Annotated in this window: 10 protein-coding genes; 4 read left to right on the forward strand and 6 right to left on the reverse strand. The window is 64.0% G+C overall.

What is annotated here, in order from left to right:
* Nucleotides 1–59: 59 nt before the first annotated feature.
* From B5X69_RS08915 to B5X69_RS08925, 3 genes are all read right to left on the reverse strand, one after another.
* Nucleotides 60–599, reverse strand: coding sequence for a hypothetical protein (locus tag B5X69_RS08915; protein WP_079638361.1), 540 nt, complete (start codon nucleotides 597–599; stop codon nucleotides 60–62).
* An 84-nt stretch (nucleotides 600–683) separates the two neighbouring features.
* Nucleotides 684–1,133 carry a DNA polymerase III subunit chi gene (locus B5X69_RS08920; protein WP_079638362.1) on the reverse strand — a complete coding sequence of 150 codons (450 nt, stop codon included), beginning with the start codon at nucleotides 1,131–1,133 and terminating at the stop codon, nucleotides 684–686.
* A gap of 22 nt (nucleotides 1,134–1,155) precedes the next feature.
* Entirely contained in the window at nucleotides 1,156–2,610 is a 1,455-nt protein-coding gene (locus B5X69_RS08925; RefSeq protein ID WP_079638363.1) for a leucyl aminopeptidase, read from the reverse strand.
* Nucleotides 2,611–2,736: 126 nt separating this feature from the next.
* On the opposite strand from B5X69_RS08925, the gene B5X69_RS08930 reads away from it, so the two are divergent.
* The 4 genes from B5X69_RS08930 to rsmA all read left to right on the forward strand — a co-directional run bounded on the left by B5X69_RS08930 (nucleotide 2,737) and on the right by rsmA (nucleotide 8,435).
* Nucleotides 2,737–5,079 carry an LPS-assembly protein LptD gene (locus B5X69_RS08930; protein WP_079638364.1) on the forward strand — a complete coding sequence of 781 codons (2,343 nt, stop codon included), beginning with the start codon at nucleotides 2,737–2,739 and terminating at the stop codon, nucleotides 5,077–5,079.
* Nucleotides 5,080–5,242: 163 nt separating this feature from the next.
* Nucleotides 5,243–6,583 carry a peptidylprolyl isomerase gene (locus B5X69_RS08935; RefSeq protein ID WP_079638365.1) on the forward strand — a complete coding sequence of 447 codons (1,341 nt, stop codon included), beginning with the start codon at nucleotides 5,243–5,245 and terminating at the stop codon, nucleotides 6,581–6,583.
* Nucleotides 6,583–7,602, forward strand: a complete 1,020-nt coding sequence (pdxA, locus tag B5X69_RS08940; protein WP_079638366.1) for a 4-hydroxythreonine-4-phosphate dehydrogenase PdxA — start codon at nucleotides 6,583–6,585, stop codon at nucleotides 7,600–7,602. Before B5X69_RS08935 ends, pdxA begins: the two co-directional genes overlap by 1 nt.
* Nucleotides 7,599–8,435, forward strand: coding sequence for a 16S rRNA (adenine(1518)-N(6)/adenine(1519)-N(6))-dimethyltransferase RsmA (gene rsmA, locus B5X69_RS08945; protein WP_079638367.1), 837 nt, complete (start codon nucleotides 7,599–7,601; stop codon nucleotides 8,433–8,435). The genes pdxA and rsmA overlap by 4 nt, the downstream gene beginning before the upstream one ends.
* Nucleotides 8,436–8,459: 24 nt before the next feature.
* Here rsmA and B5X69_RS08950 read toward each other — a convergent pair whose 3' ends face one another.
* Genes B5X69_RS08950 through bioB form a run of 3 tightly spaced genes read right to left on the reverse strand, consistent with a single transcriptional unit; the run spans nucleotide 8,460 to nucleotide 11,901 of the window.
* Nucleotides 8,460–10,481 (reverse strand): acetyl-CoA carboxylase biotin carboxylase subunit, encoded by a 2,022-nt coding sequence (locus tag B5X69_RS08950; protein ID WP_079638368.1) that lies wholly within the window; start codon nucleotides 10,479–10,481, stop codon nucleotides 8,460–8,462.
* Nucleotides 10,482–10,486: 5 nt separating this feature from the next.
* Nucleotides 10,487–10,879: a lysozyme inhibitor LprI family protein gene (locus B5X69_RS08955; RefSeq protein WP_079638369.1), complete on the reverse strand. Its 393-nt coding sequence runs from the start codon at nucleotides 10,877–10,879 to the stop codon at nucleotides 10,487–10,489.
* Nucleotides 10,876–11,901, reverse strand: coding sequence for a biotin synthase BioB (gene bioB, locus B5X69_RS08960; RefSeq protein ID WP_079638370.1), 1,026 nt, complete (start codon nucleotides 11,899–11,901; stop codon nucleotides 10,876–10,878). The genes B5X69_RS08955 and bioB overlap by 4 nt, the downstream gene beginning before the upstream one ends.
* Nucleotides 11,902–11,909: the final 8 nt, after the last annotated feature.

Genomic DNA, 11,909 nt, shown 5'->3' on the forward strand with positions numbered 1-11,909 from the left:
GGCCCTCTAGCCGCGCTTTGGCCGCACCGCAAGCGGGGAGCGAAGGCTGGATGCAGCGATCAGCGGCGGTGTCCATAGGTGACGCTGCCTCTCACCTGGTCCCCCTCCTGCGTCGCGGTGAACTGCATGCCCGACTTGTCGTCGTCGGCCTTTTGCGCTGCAAACATCATCGTCTGGTCGGCGGTGATCTCCGAGGTGACTTTCATTCCCTGCGCCTCGACCTGCTTGCGAAAATGAGCGATCACGTCCGCTGCTTTGCCCTTTACCTCGAAACTGGCCATTCCGGCGTTCCCATCTTTGCCGGACGAGGATAACCCCCCGGTCATCCTGGCGCCAGGATATGGCGCGATACCGGCGGGAAGCTTGGCATGCGCAGCGCCGCCCCCGAAACTCACCTCACCATCGGCCGTCTTGATTGTGACGTTGCCCGCCTCGCCATCGTCGCTCGTCACCTTATACTCTGCCGTCTCCCCGGTTTCCGGGTCGGTATAGGTGCCGCTCGCAACCTCTTTTTCCGACTTGGAGCCGCAACCAGCAACGAGCAGTGCAGCTGCTGCGACAAAGGTGTTGAGGAAGGCCGAGGTTGGGCGGGTCGTCATGGTCAAACTCCTGCTTTTTGGGAATGACTGGCTTTTGCGCGATGTCATGTCCGCTTGTCGGTGACCGCGGTCACAATGATGATCTCAGGGTCCTTCTGACCAGCGGCCGCGGTCGTCTTGTTTCCAGAAATGGATCTCCGCCAACTTGGCCGCGCTCAGCGTCCGCCAGGTTGCACGCGCGTTATCAAGGCGGCTGTTATCGAAGAAGAGGAAGGCGCGGTCAAACGCCAGAGCCTCCTCGCGCCAGGTGCCGTCGGCCAGCGCGACGTGGCGAGCCCCGTTTGGAGCCGGCGACAAGAGCGTTCCCGCGATCAGGATCGGCTCGATCGCCTCGTCCGGGGTGCCCGCAGCGCCATGCGGCAGGAAGCTTGCCGGTTGCAGCGACCAGAGCGCCTCGTCGATCGCCTGTCTCTGCATCGCCGACTCGGCGACGACGAGAAGTCGCGCCTCCTCCGCGAGAATGCGTGCGGCGACTGCCGGGAGCACCCGTTCGGCAGGATCGCGGGTCAGCCGGTAGAAGTCAACGCGCGCCATCCCCTGCCCCATTTTCCGTGCCTCAGCCCTCGTAATTGTCGGCGATGAAACGATCGAGGAGGCGCACACCATAGCCGGTCGCGCCCTTGGCATAGGTCGGCCCGTCCTTGTCATGCCACGCCATGCCCGCGATATCGAGGTGGGCCCACAGAACGCCATCGTCGACGAAGCGCTTCAGGAACTGCGCGGCGGTGATCGATCCGCCTTCGCGCGGTCCAATATTCTTCATGTCCGCGATGTTGCTGTCGATCAGCTTGTCATAAGCGGGAGATAGCGGAAAGCGCCACAGCCTGTTCGCGCTCGCCTCGCCCGCGCTGAGCAGCTTGGCCGCCAGATCGTCATCATTCGCGAACATGCCTGCATATTCGTGGCCGAGCGAGATCACCATCGCGCCCGTCAGCGTTGCAAGGTCGACGATGACCTTTGGCGAGTACGTCTTCTGCGCCCAGGCGATACAATCGCAAAGCACCAGTCGGCCCTCGGCGTCGGTGTTGAGAACCTCGACCGTCTGGCCGGACATTGTCGAGACGATGTCGCCTGGGCGCATCGCATTACCGTCCGGCATATTTTCAACGAGGCCAACGACGCCGATGACATTTGCCTTTGCCTTGCGCCCCGCAAGCGCCTTGATCGCGCCCGCGACGGCGCCCGCACCGCCCATGTCCCACTTCATCATGTCCATGCCCGGCCCAGGCTTCAGGCTGATACCGCCGGTGTCGAAGGTGACGCCCTTGCCGATGAAGACCACGGGGGCCTCGCCCTCCATGCCGCCATTCCAGCGCATCGCGAGCAGCCGCGGCGGGCGCACAGACCCCTGAGCAACGCCGAGCAGCGCCCCCATGCCGAGCGCCTTCATCTGGCGCTCGTCGAGAATTTCAAGTTCGACGCCAAGGTCAGCAAGATGTTGGCAGCGCTCGACGAAGGTTTCGGGATAGAGAAGGTTCGGCGGCTCGGCGACAAGCGTCTGGGTCAACGCGACGCCGTCGGCAACAGCTTCAAAGGCGGCCCAGCGGTTCGAAACATCGCCCGACGCCGACGCGATAACTAACGATTTGAGGCTGGGCTTCGCCGTGTCGGCAAGCCGCGTGCGATAGGTATCGAGACGCCAGTTGCGAAGGCGTGCACCCATCGCAAAGGCAAGCACATCATCGTCATCGGCGCCGGCACCGGCAAAATCAACCGCAACCTGGCTCGCACCACTCGTCTGGAGGCGTGCGACCAGCGCCGCGCCGCCGCGTTCGAGATCATGAAGGCTGCCTTCCCCAATGCCGACTAGCAGCAGCCGCCGGGGCCGACCATTGTCGATGAATGCCGTTTCGGCCACTGTCCCTGCCGCGCCCTCGAAACGCGCCTGCGCCGCCGCTGCGCCGAGCAGCGCCGCATTCTCTCCGGCAAGCGCGTCAACGCCTCCCTTGCGTACCGGAATGGCGACCGTGTCGGCGGATGCGTCGATTTGCGCGACAAACTGAATGTCCATGCCTTAACTCTCTTATGCGATGATTGATTGCAACGTGCCGGACCGATAGGGGTTTCGCTTGCGAGTTGCAAAAACAAAGCTGCCGGTTCACCCGGGGACGGACGCGAAGAGGGACAACCAATTCTAATGACATGGGCTTTGTTCCGGCAGGCGACGGGCGCACGATATCTGTGGCTGACCACCGCCAGCGGCGTGGCCCTGATCGCGAATCCGGCGCTCGCGCAGCAGGGTTCTGAGGCGGCGGCCCCGGATTTGATCGCGCCGCCCGCCGTCCCGACGCTCCCCGAGATCCCGCGCTCTGCCGAGCCTGATCTTCAAACCCCCGACATCTCGCCGGTCCCCGTGGACGCTCCGAAGGTCGAGGGTGAGAATCAGATTGGCTTTGCTGCCGACAATCTGAATTACGACAGCGAAACCGAGATCGTCGTTGCCGAGGGCAATGTCGAGATGAACCGCGAGGCCATTTCGATGCGCGCGGACAAGGTCACGTGGAACCGCAAGACTGGCGAGGTTGTCGCGGAGGGCGATGTTGCGATCCGCAATCCTGAGGGCGATACGGCCTATGGTGACCGGATCGAGCTGACCGATACGCTGCGCGACGGGGTGGTCGAGAATCTGCTCGTCGTCCTCGATAATGGGGCGCGCCTTGCCGCGATCCGCGGCACACGCTTCGACAATGGCAATATCGAGCTGGAAAACGCCGCCTACACCCCCTGCCCCGTCGAAGATGAAAATGGCTGTCCCAAGAAGCCAAGCTGGCAGATCCGCGCGGTGCGCGTCCTGTATGACCGCGCGAAGAACAAGGTAAAATACAAGGGCGCGCGGGTTGAGATCTTCGGGCTGCCGCTGATTCCGTTACCGGGTCTTAGCCATCCTGCAAACAGCGAGGCTGGAAGCGGCATCCTCGTCCCCAATGTACGCCTCGATCGAACCAACGGCTTCGAAATCGCGGTGCCTTATTATCTCCGCCTCGCGCCGAACCGCGACCTGACGCTGACCCCGCATCTTTACACCGACGCAGCCCCGATGCTTGAGGGCGAATTTCGCGCCCTTACCGATTTCGGCTCCTTCAGGATCAACGGCTTCGCAACATACAGCTCGGTCGTACCGCTCGTGGGCACGCCGACGACCTCGACCAACGAGTTTCGCGGCTATCTGGAAAGCGCGGGCAAATTCCAGATCGATCCGCGGTGGAGCGTCAGCTACTCGGGGCGGATCGCAACCGACCGCACCTTCATGCGCCGCTATGATATCAGCCGCGACGATCGGCTGCGATCGACCTTCGAGGTCGAAAGGATCGGCGGTCAAAGCTATTTGTCGATCGCCGGATGGGCAACGCAGACGCTGCGCTTCAACGACGAGCAGGGGCAGCAACCGATCGCGCTGCCGATCATCGATTTTCGCCAGCGGCTCGATGATCCGTGGCTGGGAGGGCAATTCGAGCTCCAGCTCAACACCGTCGCGATCGGGCGCACCGCCGGCCAGGATACGCAGCGCGCCTTTGCAGGCGCGCGCTGGGACCTGCGGCGGCTGACGCCGCTCGGCCAGGAGGTCACGCTGACCGCCCTCGTTCGCGGGGACGTCTATCATAGCGACGAGAATCTTCTTACCGCCATCCCTGGCTATCGCGGGCGGTCGGGTTGGCAGGCGCGCGGCATCGCCGCTCTCGCCGCCGACATGCGCTGGCCCTTCATCGGCGAATTTCTCGGCGGAACCCAGACGCTGACTCCGCGCGTCCAGTTCGTCGCGACGCCGCCGATCGACAATATCGAGATCCCCAACGAGGATTCGCGCGCCTTCGACCTTGAGGACAGCAATCTCTTCGCGATCAACCGCTTCAACGGCTACGACCGCTTCGAGGATGGCGCACGCGTCACCTATGGCGTGGAATGGAACTACAGCCGCCCGGGCTTCAACATCAATTCGGTCGTCGGGCAGAGCTACCGCCTGACGAACAAGCCGACCTTGTTCCCCGACGGCACCGGTCTTACGGACCGCACCTCCGATATCGTCGGACGCACCACGATCGCCTACAAGGATTTCCTGCGCCTCACCCACCGTTTCCGCCTCGACAAGGACGATCTCGCGGTGCGCCGCAACGAATTCGATGCCACGATCGGCGGCCGGTCCACCTACGCTGTCCTCGGCTATTCGCGGCTCAACCGCGACATCACCAGCCTCGCCGAAGACCTGCAGGACCGCGAGGAAGTGCGTGCAGGGGGGCGCGTCGCGGTGGCGCGCAACTGGTCGGTCTTCGGATCGGCGATTATCGACCTTACCGGCAGAAATGATGATCCGGCGAGCACGTCGGACGGATTTGAGCCGATTCGCCACCGCCTCGGGGTTGCGTATGACGATGATTGCCTGTCGATCGCGCTCACCTGGCGGCGCGACTATATCGACACGGGCGACGCGCGGCGCGGAAACAGCTTCTCCTTCCGCATCGCCTTTCGCAACCTTGGCTTCTGACAGGTGGTCTTGCAGTCACCGCCGGCAGCGCGCTTCCGCTCAGCCTGCGTTCAGCGTCTCGGCGCTATTCGCGCGGCAAAGCGGCCGGTAAAAGCGATTGCGCTGGACCACCGGGCGTCTCCGCTGATACGGAGCGTGCCAACAAATCTCGAATAGGGTGAAGATGACCAAAATTTCGACCATGATCGGCTTGCTTGCCGCGGCGGCCGCCGGGATCACTCCGGTCGTTGCGCAGACCGTCGCCGACAGCGAAGTGCCGACGACCAGCCTCGACATCCCGGGTAATGTAAAGCTCTATGGCGATGCGAAGGCCAATGTCTATCGTCCTTCGGCGACCGTGAACGGCGAGATTATCACGTCGACCGACATCGAAGAGCGCATGGCGCTGATCCGCATCGCGAACGCCAATCTGACGCTGAGTGCGGAGGAAGAGCAGCGGCTGCGCCAGCAGGTCTTCAGCAATCTGATCGACGAAAAATTGCAGATACAAGCCGCGCGTCAGGCCGAAATCACGATCGACGAGAATCTGATCAATCAGCAGTTCGCCTCGCTTGCTGCGCGCTTCAAGCAAACGCCCGAGCAGTTCACCGAATATCTCAAGTCCAAGGGATCATCGGCCGCCGCTGTCAAGCAGCAGATCCGCGGAGAATTCGCTTGGGACCGTCTGCTGTCGCGTAATATTCAATCGACGACCAATGTTTCGACCGAAGAGGTCGACGCCGTGCTCAAGCGGCTTGAAGCTGCGAAGGGCCAAGACGAGTTCCATCTTGGCGAAATCTATCTCGAGGCGACCTCGGTAAACGCCGCCGAAGTTGCCGAAAATGCCCGCAAGATCATGGCGGCTCTTCAGGCAGGCGGCTCGTTCGCAGCCTACGCCCGCCAGTTCTCCGATGCCTCGACTGCGGTGGTTGGCGGCGACCTTGGCTGGGTGCGCGCAGGCCAGCTGCCTGACTCGATGGCCGAGGCGGCGGCGCAGATGCAGCCAGGCCAGCTCGTTGGGCCAATCGAGGTACCGGGGGGTATGTCGATCATGCTGCTCGTCGACCGGCGTCAGGTCTTGACGGCCGATCCGCGCGACGCGCTCCTCAGCCTCAAGCAAATCTCGCTCGACTTCCCTCCCGGGACCAGCGAAGCGCAGGCAACCGCACTGGCCAGCAAGTTCACCGAAGCGACAAGCGCGATCTCGGGCTGCGGCGCGGCTGACACCGTGGCGCAGAGCCTGGGTGCGTCAATCGTCTCGCGCGACAATCTGTCGATGCGTCAGTTGCCGCCCCAGTTGCAGCAGACGCTGATGGACCTCCAGATCGGTCAAACGACCCAGCCGTTCGGATCGGCGTCCGACGGAATCAGCGTTCTGGTTCTGTGCGGACGCGACATGCCGCAAACCGCAGGCGCACCGAGCGCCGAGCAAATCGAGCAACGCCTGCTCGATGAAAAGGTCAACAGGCGCGCGCAGCGCTATTTGCGCGACCTGCGCCGGGATGCCGTGATCGAATATAGCTGATGAGCGACTATGCCAGCCCGCGCCCGATCGCGGTCACCATGGGTGACCCCGCCGGCGTGGGACCCGAAGTCACGGCGCGCGCCTGGCGCGCCCGCCGCGAGCATAAGCTGCCCCCGTTCGTTACAATCGGCGATGCTGCCGCGATCGAGGCCGTGTGGGACGGTCCGATCGCGCGTGTGGGCGGCATCGACGAAGCAGCGCGCATCTTTGCTGACGCGCTGCCGGTCTGGCACCTTGAGGACAGCGGCGCGCTGACGCCGGGCGTGCCCACGCCAGCGGGTGCAGCCTGCGCGCTTCACGCGCTTGAAACGGGCATCGGCCTGACCCGCAACGGCGCCTGCGCAGCGCTCGTCACGGGACCGGTATCCAAACATGCCCTCCACGGCATCGGCTATACGCACCCCGGCCAGACCGAATTCATTGCCGAACGCTGCGGCGTTACCGCGACCAACGCGGTGATGATGCTGGCGGGACCCGCGCTTCGGGTCGTACCGCTCACCGTGCACATTCCGCTCGAGCAGGTCCCCGAGAGACTGACAAGCGATCTGATCATCGCCAAGGCGCGCATCGTCGCACGCGGGTTGCACCGCGATTTTGGAATCGAGCGCCCACGCATCGGTGTCGCGGGGCTCAATCCGCATGCCGGCGAGTGCGGGCAACTCGGCGACGAAGAATTGCGGATCATCGCACCTGCCGTCGCGCAGCTCGCTGAGGAAGGCCTGAGCGTCGAAGGCCCGCTTGCCGCCGACGCGCTGTTCGCACCCACGATCCGGACGCAATATGATGCGCTGCTTTGCGCCTATCACGACCAGGCGCTGGCCCCCTTCAAGGCGCTGCATTTCCACGACGGGGTTAATCTGACCCTCGGCCTGCCGATTGTCCGCACCTCTCCTGATCACGGGACCGCGTTCAACATCGCGGGAACGGCTACGGCAGACCCCGGCCCGACGATCGCGGCGATTGCGATGGCGTCGCGGATGGCCGAAGCGCGCGAACGCAGCGGCGCGCCTGCCAAGTGACGGTAGCTCCGGCGCGCCCGCTCCCGCCGCTGCGCGAAGCGGTGCGCGCGCACGGCCTCTCCGCGAGCAAGGCGCTTGGGCAGAATTTCCTGTTCGACGAGCAATTGCTCGATCGCATCGCGGCTCTTCCCGGCAATCTGGACGGGGAGCTCGTGTTCGAGGTCGGGCCCGGGCCCGGCGGACTGACCCGCGCGCTCCTCCGCGCGGGGGCCGAGGTGATCGCGGTCGAGCGCGATGATCGCTGCCTGCCGCTGCTGGGCGAGCTCAGCGACGCGTTCGAGGGCCGGCTGCGCGTGATCGCGGGCGATGCGATGGCGCACGACCCCGAGGCGCTGGCGGGCCGGCCCTATCATATCGTTGCCAATCTTCCCTATAATGTGGGGACCGCGCTCTTCACCCGCTGGCTTGAACCTCGGGCGTGGCCGCCGCAGTGGCGCTCGCTCACGCTGATGTTCCAGCAGGAGGTTGCCGAGCGAATTGTTGCCGCGGTGGGCACGTCCGCCTACGGGCGACTCAGCGTTCTTGCCCAGTGGCGCTCGTCGGCCCGCATCGCGATGAGGGTCCACCGCTCGGCTTTCACCCCACCCCCCAAGGTCATGTCGGCGATCGTCCATGTCGTGCCCGCCGAGCAGCCGCCGAGCGTGGACCCCGCGCTCCTGTCGCGCCTCACCGAAAAGGGCTTCGGTCAGCGCCGCAAGATGCTGCGACAGAGCCTCAAGGGCGTGCCAGGCGCGGTCGAGGCCTTGGAGACGATCGGCATCGATCCGACACGGCGCGCCGAGACGGTGAGCGTCGCCGAGTGGGTTGCGCTCGCACGGACGCTCGGGAGTTGACCGAGCGTCCGCTATTCCTCGGGGCTACTCCATTTCCAGGATGACGGCGTCCACCGCGAGGCTGTCGCCCTGCTCCGCATTGACGCTCTTCACCGTGCCCGCCTTCTCTGCGCGAAGGATATTCTCCATCTTCATTGCCTCGACCGTCGCGAGCGGCTGACCCGCCTCAACGGCGTCGCCCTCGCCCACGTGCAGCGCGACGAGCAAGCCGGGCATCGGGCAGATGAGGAACTTCGAAAGGTCAGGGGGGATCTTCTCGATCATGTGCGAGGCAAGCGGCGCGACATGCCAGGGAAGCACGCGCACATCGTGAATGTGCCCGCGCGTGGTCATGCGCCAGCCGCTGCGCGTCCTGGCGACCTTCACCGCGAGTTCGTTCGCGTCGATCTCGGCCACGACAAGCCTATCGCCTGGCGTATATTCAAGAGCGATATCAATCTTGTCACCATCGACCTTGATGTGCTTTCGGCCGATCTTGACCTTGTGGCTCGCGCCCGCAATCGTCACATGCCACTTCGCAGGCGGATCGAGCCGCTCACCGAGCTGACCGTCGGTCCGCCGCGCCCGGTCGGCCTCGGCACTTGCCATGAAACCCGCAATCGCCGCGAGCGCGCGCGTCACCCTCTCGTCGGTCGGCGCACCGGTGAACCCCTCGGGATATTCCTCGGCGATAAAGCCCGTCGTCAGCTCGCCCGAGCGGAAGCGCGGATGCTGCATGATGGCCGATACGAAATCGATATTGTGGCCGAGCCCTTCAAGTTCGAAGCGGTCGAGCGCTGCGACCTGGAGGTCCGCCGCCTCGTCGCGCGTCTTGCCCCAGGTGATCAGCTTGGCGATCATCGGGTCATAGAATATCGATACCTCGCCGCCGTCGTAGACGCCGTCGTCGACGCGCACGCCATCGATCCCGCGGCGGCCGTTCGCGGTGCCATCGTCGCTCCAGCCCGGAACGGGCGGACGATAGCGTGTAAGCCGTCCCGTCGATGGCAGGAAACCGCGATAGGGGTCTTCGGCATAGACACGGTTCTCGATCGACCAGCCGTCAATCTTGATGTCATCCTGCGTCATGGCGAGCTTCTCGCCCGCGGCAACGCGGATCATCTGCTCGACAAGGTCGATGCCGGTGATCGCTTCGGTCACCGGATGTTCGACCTGCAGGCGCGTGTTCATTTCGAGGAAGTAGAAGCTCTCACCCGTGGGGTCCGCGCCCGACACGATGAGTTCAACGGTGCCTGCGCTGTAATAGCCGACCGCCCTTGCAAGCGCCACGCACTGCTCGCCCATGGCTTTGCGCATTTTTTCGGTAACGAAGGGCGACGGCGCCTCTTCGACGACCTTCTGATGCCGGCGCTGGATCGAGCATTCGCGCTCGTTGAGGTAAAGGATGTTACCGTGCTGGTCGCCGAGGATCTGGATCTCGATGTGACGCGGATTCAGAATAAACTTCTCGATGAAGACCCGGTCATCGCCAAAGCTGTTGAGCCCCTCGCGCTTGACGCTCTCGAAGCCCTCGCGGACGTCCTTCTCGTCATAGGCAAGGCGCATGCCCTTGCCGCCACCGCCCGCCGACGCCTTCATCATCACCGGATAGCCGATCTCGTTCGAAATCTCGACGGCATGCTCGGTATCACGGATCTCGCCGACGAAGCCGGGGACGACATTGACGCCGGCTTCTTTCGCAAGCTTCTTCGATTCGATCTTGTCGCCCATGGCCGCAATCGCGTTCACCGGCGGGCCAATGAAGGCGATATTTTCCTTCGCAAGCGCCTCGGCGAAGCTTGTCCGCTCGGACAGGAAGCCATAGCCTGGATGGACGGCTTCGGCCCCTGTCGCCTTGCACGCTTCGATGATCTTGTCCGCGATCAGATAGGATTCGGACGCGGGCGAGGGTCCGATATGCACCGCCTCGTCCGCCATGCGCACGAAGGGTGCACGCGCATCGGCATCCGAATAGACCGCAACGGTTTGAATGCCCATGCGGCGCGCGGTCTTGATGACACGGCAGGCGATTTCGCCGCGATTGGCGATCAGTATTTTCTTGAACATGGACCTCAATATTCCTCGATCAGGGCTTTGAGCTGTTGGGTTCGGGCGTCGGTGAGCTCGGCCTGGCAGCCGCCGACCACCATCGGTTCGGCCGACCCGCCGCGCATCGAATAGCCCGCGCTCGTGCAATGCTTGTCACGATAATCGAGCCACGCGCGCTGCGCGGCGAGCAATGTGTCGAAATAGCCGGGGCGATCGTCCTGCGCGGGATCGAACTTGGCATCGAGACCTTTCATCCGCGCCGCGGTGATCTTCCACTGGGCGTTCATCGCCGCATCGGCGCGCTCATAATCCTTGTAGGCACAGGCATTGAGCTCGAACTGCGTCCCGGCATTGTCGCAGTCGATCGCGGGCTCCTGCACCGCCGGGGCGAGGGCCAACAGGGTCGAAAGGATCACTCGGCCGCCTCCATCCGCATCGGCTCATCGGCCTCCATCGGCACGATCCCGAGCTTTGCGAAGAGCGCCGCATCGGCGCTGTCGCCGCGGTTGCCCGTGGTGAGCAGCTTGTCGCCAGTAAAGATGCTGTTCGCTCCTGCCATGAAGCAGAGCGCCTGCGTCGCCTCCGACATGCTCTCGCGCCCGGCCGACAGGCGAACCATCGACCTGGGCATGGTAATGCGCGCGACCGCGACGGTGCGGACAAACTCAATGTCGTCAATCTCGGCGAGCGGCGTATCGGCCAGCATGTCCCCCAGTACCGTGCCTTTCACGGGCACGAGCGCGTTTACCGGCACGCTTTCGGGGTGGCGCGGCAAGGTCGCCAGCGCGTGGATGAAACCCACGCGGTCCGCCCTGCTCTCCCCCATCCCGACAATACCGCCCGAGCAGACATTGATTCCTGCCGCACGGACCTCTTCGAGCGTATCGAGCCGGTCCTGAAAGGTCCGCGTCGTGATGATGTTGCTGTAGTTTTCAGGGCTCGTGTCGACATTGTGATTGTAATAATCAAGACCCGCCATGCCAAGCGTCTGCGCCTGCTCCTTCGTGAGCATCCCGAGCGTCATGCAGGTTTCCATACCCATCGCACGCACGCCTTCGATCATTTCGACGATCGCGGGCATGTCGCGGTCCTTGGGGTTGCGCCACGCGGCCCCCATGCAGAAGCGCTGCGAACCTGCATCCTTCGCCTCGGCAGCCGCCTGCAGAACCTGGCGCACGTCCATCAGCTTGGTGGCCTTCAGCCCCGTTTCGGCGTGCGCCGACTGCGAGCAATAGCCGCAATCCTCTGCGCAGCCGCCCGTCTTGATCGAAAGCAGGGTGCAAAGCTGCACCTGCCCGCGCGCATGGTGCCGGCGGTGCACGCTTTGCGCCTCCCACATCAGCTCATCGAAGGGCAGATCGAAAAGTTCGGCGATTTCCTCGCGCGTCCAGTCAGTCCGCGGCAGATCGTCCGTTTGGCCGGTTCGGGAAAGGTTCATGGATTTCG

The sequence above is a fragment of the Sphingopyxis flava genome, from assembly GCF_900168005.1.
Taxonomy (GTDB): Bacteria; Pseudomonadota; Alphaproteobacteria; order Sphingomonadales; family Sphingomonadaceae; genus Sphingopyxis; species Sphingopyxis flava.